This is a genomic window from Gluconobacter sp. ESL1110 (assembly GCF_058107395.1).
Map to the genome: position 1 here is coordinate 189,654 of NZ_JBYLUK010000008.1, position 24,811 is coordinate 214,464.

Genomic DNA, 24,811 nt, shown 5'->3' on the forward strand with positions numbered 1-24,811 from the left:
ATTTTAAAGCGTCAGGTCGGCGCGCAGGTAGTAGAAGCCTCCCTCTTCAGAGAGTTGCTGGCTGAGTGTATCATAAAGATTGTTGTTATAGTCTGCTGTAAAGGAAGGCACCCGACTTGGATGGGCGTTCCCTACGTTATTACCTCCAAGAGCGAGATGAAGCTGAGGAAGAACCTGATAGCCGACTTCAAGATTGGTTACGAAACGTGGGCGATTGATCTGATGATAGAAATCCGTTGTCGAGAAGGCGTTGCTGCCGGAGACAAACGTCAGGTTGGATGTCGTGTGACCATAGCGGATTTCATGCACAGCCACATTCCACTTACCACGATGCCAGATCCCGCCAAAAATCAGCTTATTGGCAGGATTTTCCGTTGACATCAAGCTGATCTGCTGTGCGTTCAGAACGGGCGTCCCTTCCCCGGTCCGGGCAATGTCTTTTACATTTGTATGATTGAAGTTAACCGCAGCATCCCAGTCCACTTTTCCATATTGGCCAAAATCTGAAGAATAACGCGCCGTGATATCAAGACCCGTTGTTCGTGTATTGGCGCCATTTGTGAAATAATTTGTGCTGACAGCGGATTCATCTCCGGCAAAGCCTGAGGTATTCACGCCTGCTGCGGCATATGCTTCAACTGCACGCGCGCCCGAAGCATACCCTCCGTCAACAATACGATGTTTGATGTAGATCGTATAACCATCAATATTGATATGGAGTCGAGGAATTGGGTTCAGGATCATCCCCACACTAAAATTTGTGGATGTTTCCGGTTTGAGGCCAGGAGAGCCTAGCGCACGTGCGGCAGCCGAATTGGCTGCAATCTGTCCCGTCGCATAATTGGGGCTGGAGATGAACGCTGCGAAATTCTGCTCTGCAAGAGTGGGGGCGCGAAATCCGGTACTCGCTGTTCCTCGGAAACCAATATAGCGATTAATATCATAGCGTGTGGAAATCTTGCCCGTCCGAGCATTTCCGACGTCGTTATAATGTTCAAAGCGACCTGCAAGGTCTACTCGCCACTGTTTGACAATCTGTGTTGAAAAATCGACGTATGCTGCCGCCACATGCCTGGCTGCATTCACTGCGTCCTCAGGTGTTTCGCCCTGATACCCCTGTGCGCCACTCAAATAATACGACAAAGGTTCCCCTGCTCCAATTGAGTATGTATCCCGGCGATACTCTCCACCAAATGCAATATTCAGGGGGCTGTAGAGGAAAGGAATGTCGACACCACGCCGAATGTCGAGATTATTTGTCCATTGTTGATTGGAGTAATTGCCAAGATAAAAACGGGATGGAGAATATCCTGTTTCCTTATAAGCATCAGCATTGGCCGAATTGTAATCAGCCAGTGTGTCATGATCTCCGCCGATTGTGGAACTTAGATCCCAGTCAAATCCATAAAGTCTTTTACCACGAAATCCTAGCGTGAAACCATAATCATTTTCAGGCATTGTCTCAACAGGCTCAAAACCATTTGGATACATTCCCGAGAGCCCGTCAGCGGCTGTTGTACTTGGAGCGCGGAGAAAGGCCCAACGTTCTGCATCCCGATGCGTAAACGTTCCAAAGCCATAAAGCTCTATGTTGTCTGTCAGATGATAACCAAAATTCGCTTCGATTGACTCTCGTGTGACCTGAGGCTGACCTGTTGCCAGATCATTGTTTTTACCGGTCCGGGGATCAATGCCGGTTCTCTGTGTTCGATCCTGATGTTTGAATTCTGCGCTGATATTCAGATACCCGCGCCGCCCTAGTTTGAAGCCTGCATTCAAGTTTTCTCCTGTCGTGAAACCATCTCCCGCGGCATAGCCACCGTTTGTGGCTTGCATATGAATGCCGTGATTATTGGATTTCAGAATGACATTGATAACACCCGCGATAGCGTCCGATCCGTACTGAGCGGCGGCTCCATCCTGTAGGATTTCAATGTGATCAATGGCAGAAATGGGCAGCATATCCAAGTCAACAGGTGTTGTTCCCTGTTGCGACGAAGCGTCTACTGCAATTGCTGCTGTCGTGTGCCGTCTTTTGCCATTTACAAGAACCAGAGTCTGGTCGGCGTTCAGTCCTCGCAAACTGAGTGCATCGATCACTGATCCTTGATCCGAACCATTTACTTCCCGGCTGATCGAAGGCGATAGCTGAACAAGCGCTTCGCGAATGTCTGTCATTCCAGTCGCGCGAAGCTGATTGCCGCCAATGATCGTAATCGGGCTTACACTTCTCGCTGCTGTCTGGGACGGATCACGCGTTCCTGTCACAATCACCTGTTCAGGCTCTTCAGAACGCACACTGCTCGTACTGGTTACAGACGCAGGCTTTTTGACGAAATCCTCCTTTTTAAGCGGCTTTTCTGCCTCCGGGTTATCTTGATCCAGCTTATTTCCAGCCGCGACCGCCGTAGAGAACGAAAGGCTGACCAAAAGTGGCGCCAAGATATAACCACTACGCATAATAGTTCTTTCTAGGAAAAATATCCATATCCGATTATGTCATAGTGTTTTTGGAGTCAAACAATGTGTTGCGTGTGGATTTAATATATAATGCGATTTATGATGGCGATATGTACGGTTGGCCTGCTTGTGTGGGCCGCCTCAAACCGGCTTTGCTTTTAGATAGTCGTAGTTGAAAGTGATCAAACGCATGACGCAGAAGCACCTTTCCCTGCCCACCATCGACCTGTCACTTTGGAAAGATCAGCAAGCGCCAGATAATGTCTTCCTAAGTTCTCTCAGAAACGCGGCACACGAATACGGATTTTTCTATCTGAAAGGTCATGGGATTCCATTGGATCTGAATGCTGCTCTCATGACGCAGGCAAAGAATTTTTTCTCTTTGCCGCTTGCTCAGAAAGAGCAGATTGCGATGATCAATTCCCCTCATTTCAGGGGGTATAATCATGCAGGTCGTGAAATCACGCGCGGCAAAGCAGATTGGCGTGAACAACTGGATATAGGTCCAGAGAGATCAGCCCTTCAGGATCTTGAGAACAAACCTGCTTATCTCCGCCTTCAAGGCCCTAACCAATGGCCGGCCACACTTCCGTCTTTCAAAGAGACTGTTCTTCTGTGGCAGGAAAAGGTTTTGAATGTTCTGAGGCGCCTATTGGAAGCTCTCGCTTTATCCCTGGGGCAGGATGCAACAGCTTTTCATCCTGTCGTCAGGGATACACCTTATCAACTTTTGAAACTTATCCATTATCCCAGTCAGCCTGACGATGGAGGGAGACAGGGAGTTGGTGCCCATAAAGATAGTGACCTGTTGTCTCTGATTCTTCAGGACAATCAAGGAGGCCTTGAGGTGGAACTGGAGAACGGGGAATGGATTCAGGCTTCTCCGCAATCAGGCACATTCATTGTCAATATCGGAGAACTTCTGGAAGTCGCGTCAAGTGGGTATTTCAAAGCCGCAATTCACCGCGTTATCAGCCCCTCTTCTGGACGAGACAGGCTGTCCGCTGCGTTTTTCCTTGGTGCACAACTTGATGCTACGATGCCGACGCTTCCTTTGTCGGAGAGCCTAACAAGGGCTAATAGCGGTATTACTCAGGATCCCGAAAATCCCCTGTTTTCCCAGATCGGGCAAAACACCCTCAAAGGGCGCCTGCGTTCTCATCCAGACGTCGCAGCCCGCCATTATAATGACCTTGTTTCTGCTGTTCCGTCGAAAGATCTGCATCATGCGTAAGCGACTAACCAATCTTTCTGCCGCCGCAAATAACAATTCCCTTGGACGGCGTAAACTTCTGATGCTGCTGGCTGCCACACCAGTAATTGTGTCGTCAGCAAAAGCGCAATCAAAGCCTGTTCGTGTTGGCATTCTGTCAGGGGAAGACGAAGATATCTGGCGCATTGTCCAGGATAATGCACGTTCAGAAGGGCTGACGATCGAGGTCGTGACTTTTTCTGAAGGCAATCCGATCAATGCAGCCTTGGCGGCCGGAGATCTGGATGCCAATGCATTTCAGCACGGACCGTATCTTCGGGCTCAGAACGCTGCCCTTGGATCTCATATCGTTCCGGTCGGGAATACTTACTTTGCTCCGATCGGGTTTTATTCAAAAAAATGGAAAACGCTGTCGGCGATTCCGGACGGCGCGACCATTGGCGTTCCTGCCGACCCCACAAACGAGGGACGTGCTTTGAAGCTGCTTCAGTCTCTGGGGTTGCTTAAAATTTCTTCTGATGCAGGCGACATGCCAACAGTCCTTGATATCGCCGAAAACCCAAAAAATCTGTCGATCAAAGAGTTGGACGACCCTGTTCTGGCACGCTCTCTGGCTGATCTGGATGCTGGCGTGGTGATTACAGAATGGGCTTATAAAGCGGGGATCAACCTCACGTCAGAGCGGTTGGCACGTGAAAGTATGGACAATAATCCGTATATCAATTTTATCGCCGTTAACGAGCCGGATGCCCATGCGGCATGGGTCCAGCCTTTAGTGCATGCATTTCAGAAACCGAACGTCCGCGCGAAGCTGCTTGAAGCCTATCATGGAGCCATCATACCATTCTGGACGTGATTTTCGCGTCTTCTGCAATCAAGAAAACAAGGATTTTACAGCATGACATGGTCTCCCTCCCCTTCCCGCTACGAGCACGCTCTTTTTCGCCGTTCAGGTCAGTCGGGTTTGAAGCTTCCTCTCATTTCTTTGGGTTTGTGGCATAATTTCGGAGGGGTAGACGTTTTCGAGACTGGCCGCTCGGTTATTCGTAGAGCATTTGATCGGGGTGTTACACATTTCGATCTCGCGAATAATTATGGACCACCTTACGGATCAGCCGAAGAAAATTTTGGCGAAATCCTTCGTCGGGATTTCAGAGCCTATCGTGATGAAATGATCATCTCGTCCAAAGCCGGATGGGATATGTGGCCAGGGCCCTACGGAAATGGGGGCTCGCGCAAATATCTACTGGCTTCTCTTGATCAGAGTCTCAAGCGCATGGGGCTCGAATACGTTGATATCTTCTATTCCCACCGTCCAACACTTGATGTTCCTTTGGAAGAAACCATTGGAGCGCTGGTTCAGATGCATCGCCAAGGCAAGGCACTCTATGTTGGGATATCGTCGTACGGTCCTGAGCGAACCCAGCAGGCGGCTGAAATTCTTAAACGCGAAGGTGTTCCTCTCCTTATCCATCAGCCGTCGTATTCCCTCTTGAATCGCTGGGTAGAGGTTAAACTTCTGGATACGCTGGAAGCTCTTGGTGTCGGCTGTATTGCCTTTTCTCCTTTGGCTCAGGGTCTTTTGACTAACAAATACCTGAACGGTGTTCCTGAGGGCTCCAGAGCTTCGACGGGGTCTTCCTTCTCTCAGGAAATGTTGACAGAGGAGAACTTGTCTCACGTTCGTGCATTGAATGAAATTGCTCAAAAAAGAGGTCAAAGTCTGGCGCAAATGGCAATTGCCTGGGTTCTGCGTGACGAACGCATAACATCAGCGCTGATTGGTGCAAAAAACGTTCAGCAACTGGATGACTCTCTGGATTCTCTAAAAAACCTAACTTTTAGTTCTGAAGAACTGACAACAATTGATCACTATGCCAAAGAAGGAAAAATTGATTTGTGGCGTGATTTGTCAAAATAGAAAATTTCATTCCGATTAATGGAAAGATTGTCGGAGTATATAGGTCTTATGTGCTTCAAGCTCTGGCCGCGAGTGCCGGAGCAAAGTGATACGAGATACTGCTTGGCGCGTTTCTGTTGAACGGGAGAGTTTTCGACTGGATAACTTGCTGGCGGTAACCTGTGTGCGGATCAACGTCGCGTTGATGCGGCATCGGCTTGGGTACTAATCTCGGGGATGGAAATACTCGCTTCCAACTCTCCCAAAGAGTGTTAGGTCCGTTCACGGTGCGTCCTGCGCAAAGTCTGAGGGGGTTGAGCATACACGCGGAGGAATGCGCGACGCATGAGCTCAAGATCACGAAAGCCCACGCGTAAAGCGATCTGATCAAGAGGTTCATTCGTATTTTGAATACGTGGTAGAGCGGCGTCGCACCGGATCCGCTCAACAGCGCGGGCAGGTGTTTCTCCTGTTTCCGTAACGAACTGTCGTGCAAACTGCCGCGGGCTAATTCCTGCAAATTCTGCCAGCCGTTCTACCTGTAATTGTTCCTGTAGATGCAAACGAATGTACGCAATGACGTTGCGAATACGTCCGGGAGGAGGTTCCAGGTCAAGAAGTGTGGAAAACTGAGATTGGCCACCAGTACGGCGATGATAGACCACAAGCTCTCTTGCGACAGCTTTAGAAATCTCAATCCCAAAATCCTCTTCAATCAGAGCCAGAGCAAGATCGATGCCAGCCGTAATACCAGCAGAAGTCCAGATCGCACCATCACGGATGAAAATACGATCTGCTTCGACTTTTAATGAGGGATAATGACGCTGGAGAACTGCCGTATGCCGCCAATGCGTTGTTGCGCGGCGTCCGTTAAGAAGGCCAGCTGCTGCCAACACAAATGTCCCGGTGCAAACACTCGCACTTCGCCCCGCTTGACTTGCCAGCCTGCGCACGAGAGCAATCACATCGCTGCAGTCTGTAAAAATCTCAATATTGGGAGCCCCTACGACCACAATCGTATCGGAATGCCTGGGAGCAGAAGGTTGGGTGGTTTCAATTTTTACACCTGAGGAACTCTGGATCAGTCCACCAGAAACGGAGATGATCCGGATATCATAGCCCGTTTCATGGAAACCATGCACCAGATTGAAGGCGCAAAGAGGGCCGCTCAGGTCGAGTAACTCAAACCCTGGAAACACAATGAACCATATGGTGGGAGAGAGGTGAGAAGCCAAAATTTATAACTCCATGGCAGAATAAGAGGACTCTATGTCATTTCTGCCATCAGGATCCGGGAATATGATCATAACGTTACGGTGGGTCTGCTGAAAAACTCTGTGGCGCCTCACAATGGTTTTTTCGGCCTATTCCTTCAATGAGAGGAGATAATATCATGACAGATACGTTTCGCTCCGGAGCGAGCATCAATGGGATCAAGGTCCCGGACTCTGTTCTTGGACGTGCGATTACCGAGTTTATTCGCGATACTGAGAGCGAGCTACTCTTTAATCACTCCAGCCGGGTCTATTTCTTTGGTGCTCTGGCTGGGCAGCAGCGCGAACTGACCTTTAGTCCAGAACTCCTGTACGCTGCAGCAATGTTTCATGATATAGGCCTTATGCCTTCTCACAGCAGTAAAAATCTGCGATTTGAAGTCGATGGTGCAAACGCTGCAAGAGATTTTCTGCAAAGTTATAAAGTCGATCCTTCGGATATCGAAAAAGTCTGGACTGGCATTGCTCTTCATACAACACCAGGTGTGCCTGAATTCATGCACCCTGTTATTGCGCTCACCACTGCTGGTGTCGAAATGGATGTTCTGGGTCTGACATACGACCAGTATTCCGATGCGGTTCGTGAAGCTGTCGTAGCGGCGTTTCCTCGGACGCCTCACTTTAAGGAAGACATCATTCAGGCCTTTTATGAAGGTATCCGATATAAGCCAGAAACAACCTTTGGGAATGTCAAGGCAGACGTCATATCTGATAAAGAACCACATTTTCATAAAGGTAATTTCTGTTCTATTATACGAGGATCGTGCTGTAAATCTTGATTATTTCCTGTGGGCATTGCTCCCACAAGAAATTATTTCTATTTATTTTAATATAAATTCATAAATTAAGTTATTGATACACCAATATTGCCGTAATAACGGTGCGACTTTTTGCCCTAACAGATTAATACCACGCAATTGCGCATCGTGATCGTTGGCAATCATGCTAAGTTGGAAGGTCAATCGATCAATGCCTCCCAATGCCTGAGCTGCGACTTTAGCCTTCTCCGCTACCCGGGACGGACTACCTATCAATAATACGCCGTTTGGACCCACTTCTTGCATGTAGCGCTCACGCGTTGCTGGTGGACCTCCGCGTTCCAGCGCCATCTTGCTGGCCATATGATGCCAGCCTGGCCACAGGGTTTCGATGGCCTCTTCATCAGTATCGGCAACATATCCAAAAGTATGGATGCCGACTTTCAGTGCTTCAGGCGGATGGCCTGCTCTTCGACCTGCTTTCCGGTAGAGATCGACAAGCGGGCGGAAACGGCGATGTGCTCCTCCGATTATCGCTATCATCAGAGGCAATCCAAGAAGGCCAGCCCGTATGAAAGACTGCGGCGTACCGCCGACACCCAGCCATATCGGTAAGGTTTTTTGAAGGGGTCGAGGGAAAATGCCTCCGCCAGTCAACGGTGCACGAAACCGCCCTTTCCAGTGAGGATGGGTTTGAGATCGTACTTGCAGTAACAAGTCCAGCTTTTCTGCGAAAACGTCATCATAATCATTCGGTGCAACGCCGAATAGACCATGAGCTTCTTTGAACGACCCTCGTCCGACAATGACTTCTGCACGTCCTTGCGAAATAAGATCGAGCGTTGCAAAATCCTGAAATAAGCGCACAGGATCAGCCGCGCTGAGCACAGAGACGGCACTGGTCAGACGGATGCTCTTGGTGCGCGCTGCGGCTGCGGCTGCGGCTGCGGCGAGGATGACGGCTGGCGACGCATCGATGAATTCTGCTCGGTGGTGTTCGCCAATTCCAAAAATATCCAGACCTGCCTGATCGGCAACATCAATTTCTTCCAGAAGCCGTTCCATGCGTTGTGTTGGTGACGGCGCAACACCGGTCGTCAGATTCGGAATGATAATAGCAAAGCTGTCAATTCCTATTTCCATTGTGCGTCTCCTCGTCGCGCTAGATCAGCGGAAGCGTGTGATTTGTCCGCGCTCCAGCCAGGCCAAAACCAGCGAGATTATCAGTAACATCACCGCTCCGGCTGGATTGGAGTGCAGGATGAACAGGTGGGTCAACAACGCAAAGAACATAGTGGCAGCCAACCACAGCGCTCCCCAAACCGTCACGCCGGAAATGAATAAGGCCACTACTCCTGCGATTTCGACGAACGCCGTGACGTAGCGAAACCATTGGCCAAAACCGATCTGGTCAAAGACCTGTACCATCATCGAAACACCGGTAAGCTTGGAACTGGCTGCCGCCAAAAATGCAGCAGCCAATAGGATACGTAAAATCCATGAAGCGATCGTTGTCTTCTTTTCAGGTGTTACAGGCGAACTGGTTGTCATGAAGGATCTCCAAGTTGATTGGCGTCCGTCATAATTCTTGTAGAATCATCTAAAAACCCTATATTTATGTATATAATCTATCGGATAAACAGATATGTTAGATGGTATTACGCTTGATCAGATCAGAACTTTTCTCGCAGCGACCGATGAAGGAAGCTTTTCCGCTGCGGGTCGCAGACTTGGCCGTGCCCAGTCAGTTGTGAGCCAGACATTAGCAAATCTCGAAGGCCAATTAGGGTTGTTGTTGTTCGACCGGACCAATCATAAGCCGGTTCTGACCGACCATGGAAAAGCCCTTCTGGAAAAAGCACGGGCCGTGGTGAATTCTATGGATGGCTTCAAGGCACGTGCAAAAAGTATGACTGAAGGCGTAGAATCGGAATTGGCTATCGTGGTGGATGTCATGTTTCCGATCGAGCGTCTGGCGACGGCTGTTGTTGCATTTCGTGACGCATTTACGGATGTTCCTCTGCGTGTCCATGTCGAAGCTCTCGGCGCTGTCCTGCAGCCAGTAATCGATGGGCATTGTGCGTTTGGTATTATGGGGTCGCTACCCATGGCCCCCAATGACATGACGACCGAAGCGCTGTCTTCGGAGGAAATGATCATGGTGGCTGCGCCCGGGCATCCGCTCAGCGCGATTCAGGGACCAATCCCTACGAGCGCGCTGGTAAACCATACCCAACTCATCCTTACCGACCGTAGCCCTCTTTCAGAAGGCCGACACTTCGGGATCATGTCTCCCAAGCGTTGGCATCTGGCTGATCTCGGGGCCAAACTTGCATTTCTGCGTGCAGGACTTGGCTGGGGCAGTATGCCGCACTCGATGGTCGAGGCAGACTTGAAAATAGGTACCTTGACCCGGCTTCAGCTTGCCGGGGGGCAAGCAGCATTTATGATGCCAATGTTGGCCGTGTATTGTACTGATAGTTTGCCCGGACCGGCCGGACGATGGCTTATCGAAAAGCTCAAGCAGGCAGAATAATTGCCGTTAGACTGGCATTAATCCATTGGATGGAAGTCATTCAATGGATCGTCTATCTTATAATTAGAATAATGAGGATAAATTCTCCAAATTTGAACATTTTTAGGTTCTTACTCAAGCGTGAGGCATCAGTCCTAGATCGCGGGCTGCTTCTGTTGCAATGTCATGGCGTAGCTTGACAACGCTGTGTCCACCAGACGGATGCACACGGTTTGTGAGGATCAGCACGTAACTGTCGCTGTCCGGATCAATCCAAAGCGATGTTCCTGTGAAACCTGTATGGCCAAAAGAATGATGTGAAAAAATATTGCCTCTGGGCGTCGAGTAATGTGTTGAGATGTCCCAGCCCAGTCCACGCAAATCAGCCTTTTCTGCGGGTTGCTGAGGCGTGACCATGAGTAGAAGAGACTCACGCGTCAGTGGGAATGTGCTTGGGCGTCCTGCTAGTCGATCAAGCAACGCCTGTGCATAGATACACATGTCATGAGCGTCTGAGAAAAGTCCTGCATGACCTGCCACCCCTCCCATTCTTCTTGCTGTTGGGTCGTGAACAACACCTTGCAAAAGAATATTTTTCTCATCGTATTGCGTAGGAGCAATCATCGACTTTAACGACGTATCTGGAAGATAGCCGGACTGCATCATTCCAAGCGGCAACAAAATATTTTTACTAACGTAGTCATTAAGAGCAAGGCCGCTTGTTTTTTCGACGATCAGACCAAGGGTAATGAAATTAATATCACTATAAACAAATTTTTCACCTGGAGGATTGTTCAGAGGAGAAACCATGACCCGGCGGATTGCCTCTGATTTTCCACTCCATGGATCTTCCAGTGGGAGGTCTGCTGGCAGACCGGAATAATGTGTCAGGAGCAGGCGAAGAGTAATGCTGCTTTTGCCATTGGCCTCAAATGCAGGAAGATAACGGACAACAGGATCATCAAGATGTAAATCTCCCCGTTCCACCAGTTGCATGACAGCCAGAGCCGTCACGGTTGGCTTGGTCAGGGATGCCATGTCAAAATGCGTTTCCCATGTCATCGGTTCCTGCCGAGGGACTAATGCTCGCTTGCCATAGACATATCTATGAACAACTTGTTCATCATGACCGATGGCGACAACCGCTCCTGGAACTTCACCATTCTTTACGGCTGCTCGGACCAGACGATCAACGTCAGAGAACTGAGAATATGATGGGCGGGCACATGCTGCAACTACCGAGCAGGTCAGTGTCATGCTGCCCGTCAGGAAAGCTCTCCTTCCTGAACCTTTTCGATGCAACACCATAGGGCTTAGTCTCTCCAGCTTTTACTTTTTACGGTTCCGGAAGAAACAATGACACTAACGGGGTTACGTTGAAGTGCAAGCGTTGATGACAGAGAAAAAACCAGGAATTTTCAGGAATGATGGGAGCGGTATTTGAAGTGTCCCACCACCTGATGAAGCTGTTGTGCTTCTTGCTTGAGGTTGTGACTGGCTGTTGTGGTTTCTTCAACCATAGCAGCATTATGCTGTGTTGCCTGATCCATCGCACCGATCCGGGTATTGATACCGGAAAGGCTTGCAGCCTGATCGGCTGCTGCCGAGGAAATACCCTCAACTAGAGACGTAATACGGCCCACATTGGTCGTGATGGTGCTGATGGCCTGATTAGCCTGAGCCACTAACCCTACCCCTTCAGCGACCTTTGTGCCAGAAACAGAAATAAGAGCACGAATTTCTTTTGCAGACGTGGCGGAACGGTGAGCAAGATTGCGAATTTCGGTAGCCACAACTGAAAATCCCGCCCCTGCCTCTCCTGCACGCGCTGCCTCAATTCCGGCATTGAGAGCAAGAAGGTTTGTCTGAAACGCCATTTCTTCCATCAGGCCAATTGTTGCCCCCACCTTTCCAGACGATGCTTTGATGCCCTCCATAGCATTATTCGCCAGGCGCATGACTTCTGCCACCGCGACAGCTTCGTCTCGTGCGCCTGATGCAGCCAGTCTGACATCTTGTACAGCCTGGGCGGTTTCCTGAACGGTGGCTGTGACTGAACTGACGGCCGTTGCTGCTTCAGCAAGATTGGCAGCCTGTTGCTCTGTCCGGGCTGCCAGATCATCCGCTGCCGACGATATTTCCGCCGTTCCACTCGCGATGACAGAAGCACCATCCGCAATTTGCTCTACAGATATGCGGTAATTGGTGATCAAAGCATTGAAGTTGATCCGAAAATCCTCGAATTTTTCCTGAAACGGTTCCGGAAACGAGAATGTCAGATCGCCGGTTTTGACAATCTCCATACCTGCACAGATCTGCTCAATTGTGTCGCTCTGAATCTGACGGATGCGGTTACTGTCTTCTGAAAGGCGTATCTGCGTCTGAGCGGCTTCACGGGCTTCTCTTGTAGCGTTTTCCTGCGCTTTGATACGATGCTGACTGCTGTCTATGAATTTAAGAAGGGATTTTGCGAGCCGACCTGCGTCGTCAAACCGGTCTCCGTAAGGAACGCGGGATTCGAAATCGCCATCTGCAACCTTTTCGGTTGCGTCGGTGATTCGTTCAAACGGAACAGCAATGATGCGAATTGCAAAACTGCCGATCACCAATGTCAGGATGATCTGAAGCAGGACGCCGCAAAGCTGCGCGATAATCTGTGCCCCTTCGTAGTGAACAAGAAATCTCTTGCACACTTCATCCACAACGAATTGCACGGCAGAAACGACGAGAAGGGCCGTGATGATGACCCGAAGTTTCTGTCGGATCGGAGCTTTCGTTTCAATCCAACGGAGCAAGGGAAGATCTCCCGAAAATATAATGGCAGCCGTATATGGGTCAGCACGGCTTCCAGAACCCGGAAGAAATCTAGAGACAGTTTCTTAATTTATCCTGAATGGATCAGGTAGATTTTTTATCATGCAGAGGGATTAAAGGGCTCCTTCGCTGAGCATTTTTCCTTCTGCAGTGATGCGGAAATCTGCCGTGCCTTCAGTGACCAGGAGGCGGCTGTATTCGCATGCGCCCTGTCCCACGCAGGTGGTTACCCGCTTTATACGCATCAATGCTGTACCAGTATCCACTTTGAGCCATTCGGCAACATCCTGAGAAGCTCGGGAGAGGCCAATGGAAACATCGGCATGGCTGATTCGAAATTTGAATATGTCCTGCAGGATCGAGGTAGATGTTGTGCGTCCCGCCAGTTCCGGTGTGACCATTCTGGCAAGTGACCCTGGATAGAAAACTTCCGTCACACCCAGAGGTCCCTGCTCGGAACGATAACCTCGCCGGATAAAAAGAGCGTCATCCTTCAGGGACAATGCCTTTGCAACTTCTTCGGGTGGTTGTCTCATCCTGTAATCCAGAAGGGTCATTTCAGGGCTTAAACCCTTGCCGGCCAGGATTTCAAAAAAGGAATGAATGGTCTGCTGTCGGCCTGGTCGGTGCAGTGCTCCGACAAATGTGCCTCGCCCGTGCTGGCGAACAACCACATCCCGTTCCGCAAGATAGGAAAGTGCCTGCCGAACGGTAATGCGGCTCACCCCATACATCTGGCACAGCTCTGCCTCTGAAGGTAGGCGATCCATGAAGCGACTGTCCTTTCCGATCAGCCCGGAAATATGGTGCCCCACCTGAAGATAGAGAGGGGTTGGACCATTCGGATCCAGATCTGACGAAAAGACAGCATGAGGCATAAAGAAAAAATCCGGGGAACGTTTCACTTTTGGATTGAACGAAGATCGCTGAGGCGGTAGTAGGACGTCTTATAACAACTTAATATGTCTTTGCCGATTCATGTGTCGTCTCCCTGCCTGACCCATGAGGCATCTGTGTCACTTCGGGCGTCTCCGTATCGTTTGAGAGCTTCTTCCATGCGCGCTTCGACCTTCCTGAGTACAGCCGTTATCGGCAATCTGTTCTGTGTGGTAGCCTACGCCGCCCCTGTTGCAGATACAAAACACGCTGCGGAGAAACGGCATTCTCCCTCCCCTCGCAAGAGTATAAAAGCTGCACAGTCACGACCGGAGGTTATCCGTGTCGCGGCGGAATCAGTAGCCGGCGGCCGTATGGTTCCGCAGAATGGCACCAAATCCCGTAGCGAAATTACTCAGGCGTATATCGCTAAACAGGCCCCTACCCCGAACGTCTTCAAGCTTCTTGGTAATCTTCCGGGAGCCAATGTTGCGAGCGCCGATCCATTCGGGATGGTGAGCGGTAATATGACGATCCGGGGCATGAACAGCGATCAGATCGGCTTCACGGTTGAAGGCGCTCCCCTGAACGACATTGGTTCGTACATGGCCTTCCCAACGGAATGGGTAGATTCTGAAAACCTCAACGAAGTGACGATGCAGCAGGGTTCCGCCAATCTTGATTCGCCAGTGATTGGTGCATCAGGGGGCATCGTGACAATGAACCTGATCGATCCCTCCCATAAAATGGGTGCGACCATCGCCGGATCATTCGGCTCATACAACACCCATCGTGAATATGTGCGCCTTCAGAGTGGTGACATTGGTAATACGGGGATGCGCGCCTTTGTAGCCTGGTCCCATCTGGAAGAGCCGCATTTCCGTGGTGCAGGCGATGACCACAAGCAGCATGTCGATGCCAAGCTTGTGAAGGACTGGACGAACGGCAGTCGTAGCACTGTCGCTGTAACATTTGATGATTCCATGAAGGTCGCCTATCTCAATCCAAGCCTCTCAGCCTGGCAGAAATATGGACGTGGAGCCAATTACACAGAGGCTTTCTCCCCGACGGACACTAAATACTGGAAGCTTCATCAAAGTCCGTATCGCGTTCTTATCCTGAGTGCGCCTCAGAATATTGTTGTGAATGAAAAGTTAGGGTTTGATTTCACACCATATTTCTATTGGAACTCGGGTACGATCGCTTCCGCATCTCTGCTTTCTGAAAATTCCATTTATTCAGGAACGCAGAAATACAGCATCGATCTGAATGGAAATGGCACCACGACCGATAAGGTCATGATGTACACGCCATTTGGAACGCCGTACGTGTATCGCCCAGGACTTGTCTCCAAGGTTCATTATACCGTGGGGCGTCACACGCTTGTTTTTGGTTACTGGTTCGATTGGTCCCGTCAACGGATGGTCAATCCTTACAGCGCTGTGGGAGAAAATGGTGGCCCTGCGAATGTGTGGGGCTATCTGGGGAATGTTAAGCTGTCAGACGGAACGCGGCTGGCCAGCTATGACAATCTGACGATCACGCGTGTTAATACCCTGTTCTTCGGCGATACATTTAATGCGCTGCATAACCGTCTGCGTGTGGAAGCCGGAATCAAGATCCATGGTGACGCGTATCGGCTACAACTATCTGCCGGGCGCACAGTATCGCACGAGCATGAATGCAGCCGTTGCGACCCCCAATCTGGGGGCACGTTATCGGATCGACAGCCACAATCAGGTCTTCGCGGATGTCGCAACCAATTTCCGCACCCCGACCCTGAATGCGCTTTACAACACATACAGTGCTTCCACGGGTAAAGTGGCAACGCTGGCCAATCCGTCCCAGAAGACGGAGTATTCCATTTCCGAAGAGTTGGGTTATCGTTATCAGGACGATGTGCTGAACGGTTCCATCACGTTCTTCAATTACAACTTCACGAACCGTCAGGTTTCCACGCAGGTCACGATCAACAACGCGCAGATTACCCAGAACATCAATGCAGGTGGTCAGACGTCTCGGGGTGTTGATGTAGAGCTGGGTCTTCGCCCCTGGCATCATTTGCGTCCTTACGTCTCCGCTGAATACCTGCATGCGACGATCAATAACAACTCTGTTCGGTCGGCTCAGATTACCTGCGAACTGCCGGCAAGACTGCTGTTCGTAGCCCGAATGTTCAGGCCTCCGTTGGCCTGGATTATGACGACGGAACCTACTTCGCGGGTTTTGCCGTCAAGTATGTCGGCCGCCAGTTCTCAACGTTCATGAACGATCAGGCCATGCCGGGGTATGTGAACGCCGACATGAATTTCGGGTATCGTGCGCCAAAGATCTTCCATACGCATCCGGAAATCAGGCTGAACCTCATGAATGTTGGCAATAACAAGTATCTTTCCGGTGTGGCCGGTGTTGCTGCGTCTTCAAGGGCATCGCAGGGTGTTTATGGCAGCACGATCGCAGCTCAGGGCTCCCCGACTTATTATGTTGCTGGCAGCTTTGCGGCGCTTGTAACCGCTAAGATTGATCTCTGAGCACCATGTTGCGACAGAATCTGGACCGGTTTTTCGGGCTCACGGCCAGCGGGACAACTGCTGGCCGTGAGGTTGTTGCGGGCCTGACGACCTTTGCTGCAATGGTTTATTGCGTGGCGGTCAATCCGATGATCATGGCAGAAGCCGGGATGGATCGTGCCAGTGTTCTGAGTGCGACATGCCTGATCGCGATTTTCAGCACGACCCTAATGGGGCTGCTTGCCAATCTCCCCCTCGGTGTTGCGCCCGCCATGGGCTCGAATGTCGTTTTTGCGATCATTCTCGTCAAACAGATGGGCGTTCCCTGGCAATCTGCACTGGCGCTGGTGTGTCTGACGGGTGTGATCTTCATGGTCATGAGCCTGACGCGCCTTCGCGAGAGGATTGCTCACGATATCCCCGATACACTGCGGATCGGGATTCAGGTCGCGGTCGGACTGGTCATCATGTTCATTGGAATGCGAAATTCCGGTTTTGTCGTTCCGAGCCCTTCGACCTTTGTAACCATGGGACCGATCACCAGTCCAAAAGTCCTGATGACGCTGGCCGGGTTCATTCTGACACCTGTTCTGGTTGCACGGCGTGTGCCTGGCGCTCTGATCCTGTCCATTATCGTCCTGACGATCGTGGGTCTTTTCCTGCCGGATGGAAAAGGCGGCACTGTCACGCGCTGGCCGGAACATGTTTTCGCCCTGCCCCAGTGGCCGCACGCTACCGCTTTCCAGTTGCAGCCGCTCTATCTTGTACAGCACATTCTTTATGTGCTCCCGATGCTGTTTTTCTTCCTGTGCACGGAACTTTTCGGCACTCTGGCCAATCTTCTGGGCGTTGTAACCGCGACGGGTATGGTCTCGAAAAGCGGTCGTATTCCCCGTGCCCGGGAGGCGTTCATTACTGATGCGGCAGGCAGTATTCTGGCCCCGCTGCTGGGGACATCCATCGTGACGGTCTATTCTGAGTCCATCACCGGGGTGCATGCCGGGGGACGAACCGGCCTGACTGCTCTGGTGATCGCGGGTGGGTTTCTGGCAGCCCTGTTTCTATGGCCGTTGTTCATGATTATTCCGCCGCAGGCCACTGCACCCTCCCTCCTCATGGTTGGAATGATGATGTTTCAGGGCGTTCGGCATCTGGATTTGTCAGATCTTCGGGAGAGCGCACCTGCCGCGTTGACATTCATTATCGCCCTTCTGACGGGTAATCTTATCAACGGCATGGCGATTGGAACCTTTTCCTATACGGCCATGGCTCTCGCCACAGGACGCGGGCGTGCCATCCCACCCGTCGTGTGGGGGCTGTGTGTCATTTTCATTCTGTTCTTCGTTGTTTCCGCCCGAATGCACGGCCACCACGCCTGAGAGGACCCATAATGTTTTTAAAATCCGGCCTGCCGGCCCTTCTGTTCGGGCTCGCCTCTCTGCTTCCCTTTCGTGCGCAAGCGGCCTCCGATCCCAATTACATTATCATTGACAATGATTTCGCAGGGCCCGGCGGTACCAATATTCAGTCTGTCATTCCGCTCCTTGGGCAGTCTGACAAGGCAACACTTCTTGGGTTTACCGTTGTAGTTGGTGATGGCTGGGAAAATGAGGCCGTGGCTCATCTGTCCCGTTTTCTGGATATCGCCGGGACGCCTTCAGTCATTCCTGTCGTTCCGGGGGCAACGCAGCCGCTGGTCAATTCGCGGGCACGGCTTCTGGCATGGGAAAAATCAAACGGAAAAATGCCATGGAAAGGAGCGTGGCGAGGAGATGCGCCTGATTTCCAGCCGCCTGTAAAGGCTCTGAAGGAAGGTTCGACAGAACGGAAGACGCTCCCTGAAACGGCAGCTCTTTTCCTGATCAGAGAGGTCCATGCACATCCACATCAGGTAACGGTCCTCGCTGCGGGTCCACTGACGAACATCGCTCTGGCGATCAAGCTGGATCCAGATTTCGCATCGCTTTGCCGCCGTCTGGTATTCATGGGTGCAATCGTGGATGGAAATCTCGCACAGGTGACGGAAAGTGCGGATTACTACACAGACTTCAATCTGATGTTTGATCCGGAAGCCGCCAGCATTGCGCTTGAAGCACCATTTCCAGAAGTGATCTCCATCGGAGCGGTCGCAAATCCGATCCGCATGACTCCCGACATTCGGGACAGAGCCACACAGACACCTGGCCCGGTTTCAGACTATCTGCGTCAGTATTTCCACCCTCAGCCTATGTGGGATGAACTTGCCGCCGCGATTGCCGTAGATCCGACGCTTATTACACGCACTGTTACCGCTTATATGGACGTCGATCTCACGCACGGTCCGAATTATGGCTATGCGCATGTCTGGCCGGAAAGCACACGTCCCCATATTGGCGAACGTCCTGTGAAAATCGTGACTGCAGTTGATACGTCACGCTTCATCCAGACTTTCGTGGATGCGGCTAACCGGATGAATACGCATGGTTGATGTAAACTGCTCACTGGCAGACTCTCACCTACGGAGGCGCGCGGTTGATGCGGCTATGGGGCGTACGGAGTTTGATGTTCTGCTCTGTAATGGCCTTGTCGCGGATGTTGCGACCGGGGAGCTTCGGGAAGCTGATGTAGGTCTGGTCGGATCCCTGATCGCCAGTACGCATCCTCGGGGTCAGCGTCAGGATGCCCTGAAAGTTTTTGATCTCAAGGGAGCTATTGTTGCTCCTGGCCTCATCGATGCTCACATGCATATCGAAAGCTCGATGATTACTCCGCGTGTCTACGCGCAGACTGTTGTTCCTCAGGGCACAACGACCGTCTGCTGGGATCCGCATGAGATCGGAAATGTCAGTGGTCTTGCGGGTGTTCGCTGGGCGATCGAGGCGACCAAGGGTCTTCCTCTGCGCATTCTGGTCGAAGCCCCTTCCTGTGTTCCGTCCGCTCCTGGTCTGGAGCGTTCCGGTGCGGTGTTCGATATTTCTGCCATGGAAGATATGCTCTCCTGGCCTGAAGTGATTGGCGTCGCTGAAGTGATGGATATGCGCGGGGTTGTAAATGGCTCTCCGCGTATGAGCGGGATCGTCAACGCAGGCTGTGCAAGTGGAAAGCTGGTCTGCGGTCATGCGCGCAATCTTGGAGGCAGGGATCTTCAGGCTTTCATGGCAGCGGGCATTGAATCAGACCATGAATTGACCAGCAAAGCTGATATTCTCGAAAAACTTCGTTCAGGTATGACGCTTGAACTTCGCGTCTCGCATGAGAATATCCTGCCTGAAGCTGTCGCTGCTTTTGAAGATCTCGGCTGCGTTCCCCAGACCGTTACCCTTTGCACGGATGATGTTTTCCCAGACGATCTGTTCCGTCGTGGCGGCATGGTTCACCATCTGAAATGTCTGGTTGGTCTGGGTATGAAACCGTTGGACGTCCTGCGGTGTGCGACCTTGAATGCAGCAATGCGTCTGGAACGGCGAGATCTCGGATTGGTCGCAGCGGGTCGACGGGCCGATCTGGTTGTTTTCGACAATCTGAACGATTTTACCCCTCTGGAAGTTTTTACGTCCGGTGTGCATTCAGCTTCTCGCGGCGTGCTTCTGGCAGACATCCCTTCCGAGTTGCCTGGCCTTCCTTTGAACACCGTCCGACGTTCGCCAGTAACAGCGGCCGATTTCAAAGTTCCTGCTCCGCACGTGCAGAAAGTCCCCGTTCGTACGGTCCATACGCCTCGTACAACCCGATGGGGGCAGAGGGAGATGGAGGTTGAGAACGGGTATCTCGTGCTTCCTGCCGATACTGCGCTGATGGCGGTCTTTAACCGTTATGGAGGAGATAGTCCGCCCGGCCTTGGGGTGCTTGAAGGGTGGGGGGACTGGTCTGCCACGATCGGTACCACCATTCTTCACGACAGTCATAATCTTGCGGTTTTCGGCCGTGACCCGGAAGATATGGCTCTTGTGGCGAACACGCTCATCGCTGGTGGTGGTGGTATGGCGGTTGCTCGCAATGGCCAGATCGTGGCGCACGTTCCTTTGCCTGTCTGCGGGCTTCTGTCTCCTGAAAGCCCGGATGTGGTGGGCGAACAGTTTGCCGCCGTGCGAGAGGCTGCTGCGGCTGCTACGACATGGGATGGTCCAACGTCCATGATCAAGCTCGTAACCGGCGCCTCCCTTGCCTGTAACCCCGGTCCTCATGTCACGGATCTTGGTATTGCAGATGGCGGTACGGGAGAGATCTTTACCAACATGATTATTGAGACGGCCTTCTGATGCATTTCCCTCATGACGTCGTTGCCATGCGACGCGCGTTGCACCGTTTTCCGGAGACAGCCTTTCTGGAGTATCGGACAGCTTCAATCGTCGCCGAGCGTCTTGCCGAGCTGGGTTACGCCGTGAAAATGGGCGCGGACATCATGTGTATGGAGAATGTTCGCGGCATTCCCTCAGTTCAGGATGTGGATGCAGCGAAATCTGCGGCCCTCCAGGCCGGAGCCAGTCTGGAATGGCTGAATAAGATGCCAGCAGGACAGACAGCAGTCTGTGGTGAGCTTCAACGTGGAGAGGGGCCGGTTCTGGTGCTCCGCTTTGATATGGATGCCCTGCCCGTTCATGAATCGGATGCCGGAGAGCATCGTCCAGCCGTTGCGGGATTTGCCTCTGAATGTGAAGGGCGGATGCATGCCTGCGGGCATGATGGCCATACCGCCATTGGTCTGGCTGTTGCAGAGCGCCTTGCCCATGTAAAATCCCAATGGACCGGCACGTTACGCTTTATTTTTCAGCCCGCGGAAGAAGGTGGCCGTGGGGCGCAGCCCATTGTTGCCAGCGGCCTGCTGGATGATGTTGATGTGTTTCTGGCAGCGCATCTTGGATGTCAGCTTCCGAGTGGACAGATCGCCCTTGCTGCGGATGGCTTTCTGTGGGCTGAAAAATGGAATGTCACCTTTAACGGGACGGCAGCTCACGCAGCCATGTGCCCCGAGGAAGGGCGTAACGCTCTTCTCGCGGCGTCTCTTGCCGTGCCCGGCCTCTATGCCCTCCCGCGGGATGGCCAGTCTGATACCCGGATCAATGTCGGCCTTTTTCAGGCAGGGCGAACCCGCAACGTCATCGCGGATCATGCCTATCTTGAACTGGAACTGCGTGCTTCCGCTCAACAGGGGCTTCAGCGCCTGACGGAAGGAGCAAGACGAATGCTTGAAGGCACTGCACTCAGTCAGGGCGTCCATGTTGATATTGACGTTTACGGAACAGCCATCAGTGCCCAGTCGGACGATGCAATCATGAGGCGTCTTGAAGCTGCGGTTCACGAAACACGGGCTGGAACAGTGGTTCGGAACTGGCCTATTGGCGGTGGTGACGACGCCACTTTCATGATGCAACGGGTGCAGGAGCGTGGCGGCCACGCAGGATATTGCCTGATCGGGGCTGATATTGCTGCACCGCATCATGCAAGCTTGTTTGATTTCGACGAAAACGTCCTTGAAAAGGCTGTAAACCTTCTGGTTGCCTTCGTCGAGAGGTCCACATGAGTACCTTGCCCTTCTGGCAGCACTTTGCGCCTGAGGAAGATCTCTCCGCGCCTTATACGGATCGCTTCAGAGTAAGGATTGGACCTCACCGACTGGACCTTCCTTTGCGGATTCTCCCAGATGGACAGCAGGCTGTTTCATCTTTGTTGGTGAATCAGGCTTCCTTTACCGTGATGGATGCGCTGTCCGACAATCTGTCTGAAATCGCCCGTTCCCTGATGCCTGATCTGATCGTCGGTATGCCAACGCTCGGTTTGGGTCTGGCTGCAACGGTTGCAAAGGCCTGTGGGCTTGAACGCTACGTCCCGCTAAGCACATCCCGCAAATTTTGGTATGATGACAGCCTCTCAGCGCCGCTGTCATCCATCACCAGCCCGGATAAGACCAAACGACTTTATCTGGATCCGAACCTGCTTCCCTTGCTTCGGTGTGCAAAGCGGATTGTCATGGTGGATGATGTTGTCAGCACGGGATTTTCTCTGGAGGCGGCCGTCAAGGTTCTGGGTAAGGCTGGTGCCTCGCCGTATGCGGCTCTCTGCGTCATGACGCAGAGTCAGCGTTGGCAGGGTAAATTTTCATTTCCTGTCATGAGCTGTTTTTCATCGCCACTCTTCGAACCATGCGATGGCGGCTGGGTTGAACAGGACTAGGTGCCCGCTCGATTGAACCGTTATGGTCTGAGGGCTCGCACAAGGGCTCTCAGCGCCTTCTGAGCTGCCTTGGTGCCCCACTCTTTCAGAAGTTTCTTCCCTGTAGAACGGTGAGCAAGGGCATAAGGACTTTGCCGCACAGGCGGCATCGCTGAGACGTGATCTTTGAGGGATTCCGGTAAGGACGGGAACGGATCAATATTCACAAGCTGGGTCAGCATGGCCACAGAAGTGATCTTGCAAGTCGGATGGGACGTATTGAGACAGACATAGGCACCTGTTCCATTTCCGGCCGGATCGTAGACTGCTTTCCATGTCACGGCTGGAACAGGAATACGGTTGGTCCCAATAGTTTTCTGGAAATGGTCTGGATCATATCCAGGACCTGTCACCACGAAGATTTCGCCTTCCTGTTCAGCCCATCCTCTTACGGCACTTTCGACGCCTTCCCATGCCCCACGATTTAATTCGGCTGTCTGGGGAACGATATTTGACAGCAGAAAAGACTGGTTCTGGGAGGTTGTGTCCGGTTCGTCTCCGCTCGGGGTCATGTGTCCTCGATCATATCCAGAGGAGCGATAATCCGAGAGCAGCGCCTGCATGGTCCGGGGAAGCCGATCATCTGGCTGAAAACTGTCATTACGCTGTATTTTTCGGGCTAGAGCGACGTTTTCTTCAGTCAGGTTTTCTGCAGACCAGAGTGGACTTTTGGTCTGTTCCGACACGAGGACAGCATAGCCATCATTGCACAGCAGGACTGTCCCAATTTTCTGGGTTTCTGACAGAAGAACTGGCGGGGTATTGCCTGCGAAAAACTGGGGGCAACTTGCAGCCTGCGCCCCACGAAGAGTTGCCAATTCAAGCAGCGCTCCGAGAATGATACGCTGCCCAATTACCATGGTTTGATAACCCCTTCAGCTTTTTGTAGTGCTGAAAAGGAATAATGATATTATCCTTTTAGAACAATAGTATAACGCAAAAATTACCCTGCGCTCAAGCAGAGGTTGGCCTAGACCTCATGCGTTTTCCGGGGAACGCCACAAGGCAATACTTCCAATCAGAGCTGTAAACGCGACATAGATTGCGGGTGCCAAAGGTGTATGCGGCGTTAGGGACGAAATAATTGCCGGAGTTAGCCCTCCAAACACTGCGTAAGAAATATTATAAGAGAGTGAGAGCCCTGAAAAGCGAACCATAGCGGGAAACGCGCGAAGCATCCCAATTGGAACCAGTCCTACAAATCCGCAGCATAGACCGCTGAATGCTGCCCATAGTGTCAGCATATGAGGGAAGTATGGGGCGACACCATACAGACCCAAGGCGCCGGCAGAGAGAGCAACGCCGCTGATGACCCCGAGACCTTTCAGTGGGAAAATGTCTGTCAGGCTGCTCATCACCACGACGGAGACTGTCAGGCAAAGAGTGGCAGCCAGACTGGCAACCATCGTCTCGGACAGGGAGACATGGTGAAGTGTCTGCATAAGCGGAGGCATCATCAAAACGAGAACAACAATGGCTGCCGTCAGTGTCCACGTGGTCATCATGGAGCAGAGAATACCCCGTCGATGATCACGGAGGAGGATTTTCGCAGGAAGGGTCCCTGCAGTTTCCGCACGCTCATGCATTTCCCGAAAAACAGGGGTTTCTTCCAGCCACCGGCGCAGAAACATGGCTCCAAAACCGAAAATCCCTCCAATCACGAACGGAATACGCCATCCCCATGAGGATACGACGTCGGGCGCAAGAACGGCATGGAGAAGGAGGATAATGATGGAGCCGAGCAAAATACCGCCGGTCAGTCCTCCCGTCAGAAGGCCGGTCGCCAGACCTGTTCGGCCTGCAGAAGCGTGTTCAGACACAAAAACCCAGCCGCCCGGGGCTTCACCACCAATTGCAGCCCCTTGCATGATCCGGAGTACCAAAAGGGTCAAAGGGGCTACGACGCCCAGTGTTTCATATCCCGGCAGCAGACCCATCAATAAGGTTGGAACCGCCATCAGAAGGACGCTGAGCGTGAAAACTTTCTTTCGCCCCGAAACATCTCCAAAATGCGCCATAACAAGGCCGCCTAACGGTCGGGCAAGATACCCTGCCCCAAAGAGACCGAATGCCTCTGCCTGCCGAAGCCATTCTGCTTGGCTTGCAGGAAAGAAATGAGCTGCAATCAGCTTGGCCAGAAAAGCAAAAATAACAAAATCGTAGAACTCCAGTGCTCCTCCAAGAGATGCAAGCGCAAGGATACGAAGCTGGGAGAGGCTGAGCGCGGAAGGCACAGCGTCCGGGCGAGGCAACATAGAAAAATGATCCCTGCTCTTTGGGGAAAGAAAGACGGATAGCTCAT

Annotated in this window: 22 protein-coding genes; 13 read left to right on the forward strand and 9 right to left on the reverse strand. The window is 52.0% G+C overall.

From position 1 onward, the window contains the following. Positions 1-3: 3 nt before the first annotated feature. A complete protein-coding gene (locus tag AC3B6F_RS09580) occupies positions 4-2,460 on the reverse strand; it encodes a TonB-dependent receptor plug domain-containing protein (protein ID WP_211568910.1) in 2,457 nt (818 codons plus the stop codon). Positions 2,461-2,650: 190 nt separating this feature from the next. On the opposite strand from AC3B6F_RS09580, the gene AC3B6F_RS09585 reads away from it, so the two are divergent. From AC3B6F_RS09585 to mgrA, 3 genes are read left to right on the forward strand one after another with little or no spacing between them, the layout of a single operon-like run. Beyond that, on the forward strand, positions 2,651-3,694 hold the full coding sequence (locus AC3B6F_RS09585) for an isopenicillin N synthase family dioxygenase (protein ID WP_034880119.1): 1,044 nt from the start codon (positions 2,651-2,653) through the stop codon (positions 3,692-3,694). Continuing rightward, a complete protein-coding gene (locus AC3B6F_RS09590; RefSeq protein ID WP_489824169.1) occupies positions 3,687-4,529 on the forward strand; it encodes a MetQ/NlpA family ABC transporter substrate-binding protein in 843 nt (280 codons plus the stop codon). The genes AC3B6F_RS09585 and AC3B6F_RS09590 overlap by 8 nt, the downstream gene beginning before the upstream one ends. A gap of 42 nt (positions 4,530-4,571) precedes the next feature. After that, positions 4,572-5,594: an L-glyceraldehyde 3-phosphate reductase gene (gene mgrA / locus AC3B6F_RS09595; protein ID WP_489824170.1), complete on the forward strand. Its 1,023-nt coding sequence runs from the start codon at positions 4,572-4,574 to the stop codon at positions 5,592-5,594. A gap of 251 nt (positions 5,595-5,845) precedes the next feature. Here mgrA and AC3B6F_RS09600 read toward each other — a convergent pair whose 3' ends face one another. Further along, positions 5,846-6,808, reverse strand: coding sequence for a GlxA family transcriptional regulator (locus AC3B6F_RS09600; RefSeq protein ID WP_489824171.1), 963 nt, complete (start codon positions 6,806-6,808; stop codon positions 5,846-5,848). Between the two features lie 158 nt (positions 6,809-6,966). Between AC3B6F_RS09600 and AC3B6F_RS09605 the strand changes: the two genes are divergently transcribed. Then, complete coding sequence (locus AC3B6F_RS09605) at positions 6,967-7,626, forward strand: HD domain-containing protein (RefSeq protein ID WP_489824172.1); 660 nt, start codon at positions 6,967-6,969, stop codon at positions 7,624-7,626. A 42-nt stretch (positions 7,627-7,668) separates the two neighbouring features. Here AC3B6F_RS09605 and AC3B6F_RS09610 read toward each other — a convergent pair whose 3' ends face one another. Together AC3B6F_RS09610 and AC3B6F_RS09615 are read right to left on the reverse strand one after the other, a co-directional pair. Continuing rightward, complete coding sequence (locus AC3B6F_RS09610; RefSeq protein ID WP_489824173.1) at positions 7,669-8,748, reverse strand: LLM class flavin-dependent oxidoreductase; 1,080 nt, start codon at positions 8,746-8,748, stop codon at positions 7,669-7,671. A gap of 24 nt (positions 8,749-8,772) precedes the next feature. Continuing rightward, positions 8,773-9,156, reverse strand: coding sequence for a DoxX family protein (locus AC3B6F_RS09615; protein WP_489824174.1), 384 nt, complete (start codon positions 9,154-9,156; stop codon positions 8,773-8,775). A gap of 94 nt (positions 9,157-9,250) precedes the next feature. Between AC3B6F_RS09615 and AC3B6F_RS09620 the strand changes: the two genes are divergently transcribed. Then, positions 9,251-10,141 carry a LysR family transcriptional regulator gene (locus AC3B6F_RS09620; RefSeq protein ID WP_489824175.1) on the forward strand — a complete coding sequence of 297 codons (891 nt, stop codon included), beginning with the start codon at positions 9,251-9,253 and terminating at the stop codon, positions 10,139-10,141. Positions 10,142-10,255: 114 nt separating this feature from the next. On the opposite strand, the gene AC3B6F_RS09625 is transcribed toward AC3B6F_RS09620, so the two are convergent. The 3 genes from AC3B6F_RS09625 to AC3B6F_RS09635 all read right to left on the reverse strand — a co-directional run bounded on the left by AC3B6F_RS09625 (position 10,256) and on the right by AC3B6F_RS09635 (position 13,812). Continuing rightward, entirely contained in the window at positions 10,256-11,428 is a 1,173-nt protein-coding gene (locus AC3B6F_RS09625; protein WP_489824176.1) for a serine hydrolase domain-containing protein, read from the reverse strand. Positions 11,429-11,538: 110 nt separating this feature from the next. Beyond that, positions 11,539-12,915 (reverse strand): methyl-accepting chemotaxis protein, encoded by a 1,377-nt coding sequence (locus AC3B6F_RS09630; protein ID WP_211568900.1) that lies wholly within the window; start codon positions 12,913-12,915, stop codon positions 11,539-11,541. A gap of 132 nt (positions 12,916-13,047) precedes the next feature. Continuing rightward, entirely contained in the window at positions 13,048-13,812 is a 765-nt protein-coding gene (locus AC3B6F_RS09635; RefSeq protein WP_489824177.1) for a GntR family transcriptional regulator, read from the reverse strand. 84 nt (positions 13,813-13,896) lie between these two features. Here AC3B6F_RS09635 and AC3B6F_RS09640 point away from each other — a divergent pair, with 84 nt between their 5' ends. The 8 genes from AC3B6F_RS09640 to AC3B6F_RS09675 are packed head-to-tail and all read left to right on the forward strand — an operon-like array spanning position 13,897 to position 22,470. After that, entirely contained in the window at positions 13,897-15,630 is a 1,734-nt protein-coding gene (locus tag AC3B6F_RS09640; RefSeq protein ID WP_489824178.1) for a TonB-dependent receptor plug domain-containing protein, read from the forward strand. Further along, a complete protein-coding gene (locus AC3B6F_RS09645; protein WP_489824505.1) occupies positions 15,515-16,078 on the forward strand; it encodes a TonB-dependent receptor domain-containing protein in 564 nt (187 codons plus the stop codon). Before AC3B6F_RS09640 ends, AC3B6F_RS09645 begins: the two co-directional genes overlap by 116 nt. Beyond that, positions 16,075-16,341 carry a hypothetical protein gene (locus tag AC3B6F_RS09650; RefSeq protein ID WP_489824179.1) on the forward strand — a complete coding sequence of 89 codons (267 nt, stop codon included), beginning with the start codon at positions 16,075-16,077 and terminating at the stop codon, positions 16,339-16,341. Before AC3B6F_RS09645 ends, AC3B6F_RS09650 begins: the two co-directional genes overlap by 4 nt. A 5-nt stretch (positions 16,342-16,346) precedes the next feature. Further along, on the forward strand, positions 16,347-17,699 hold the full coding sequence (locus AC3B6F_RS09655) for an NCS2 family permease (protein ID WP_489824180.1): 1,353 nt from the start codon (positions 16,347-16,349) through the stop codon (positions 17,697-17,699). Positions 17,700-17,710: 11 nt separating this feature from the next. Beyond that, on the forward strand, positions 17,711-18,787 hold the full coding sequence (locus AC3B6F_RS09660; RefSeq protein WP_489824181.1) for a nucleoside hydrolase: 1,077 nt from the start codon (positions 17,711-17,713) through the stop codon (positions 18,785-18,787). Beyond that, positions 18,780-20,558, forward strand: coding sequence for an adenine deaminase (locus tag AC3B6F_RS09665; RefSeq protein ID WP_489824182.1), 1,779 nt, complete (start codon positions 18,780-18,782; stop codon positions 20,556-20,558). The genes AC3B6F_RS09660 and AC3B6F_RS09665 overlap by 8 nt, the downstream gene beginning before the upstream one ends. After that, positions 20,558-21,820 (forward strand): amidohydrolase, encoded by a 1,263-nt coding sequence (locus tag AC3B6F_RS09670; RefSeq protein ID WP_489824183.1) that lies wholly within the window; start codon positions 20,558-20,560, stop codon positions 21,818-21,820. Before AC3B6F_RS09665 ends, AC3B6F_RS09670 begins: the two co-directional genes overlap by 1 nt. Next, the gene (locus tag AC3B6F_RS09675) at positions 21,817-22,470 is read left to right on the forward strand and encodes a phosphoribosyltransferase (RefSeq protein ID WP_489824184.1); all 654 of its coding nucleotides are present in this window, start codon (positions 21,817-21,819) and stop codon (positions 22,468-22,470) included. Before AC3B6F_RS09670 ends, AC3B6F_RS09675 begins: the two co-directional genes overlap by 4 nt. A 20-nt stretch (positions 22,471-22,490) precedes the next feature. Here AC3B6F_RS09675 and AC3B6F_RS09680 read toward each other — a convergent pair whose 3' ends face one another. Continuing rightward, a complete protein-coding gene (locus AC3B6F_RS09680; RefSeq protein WP_489824185.1) occupies positions 22,491-23,369 on the reverse strand; it encodes a DNA/RNA non-specific endonuclease in 879 nt (292 codons plus the stop codon). Between the two features lie 117 nt (positions 23,370-23,486). Next, positions 23,487-24,764, reverse strand: a complete 1,278-nt coding sequence (locus AC3B6F_RS09685) for an MFS transporter (RefSeq protein WP_489824186.1) — start codon at positions 24,762-24,764, stop codon at positions 23,487-23,489. Positions 24,765-24,811 lie beyond the last annotated feature (47 nt).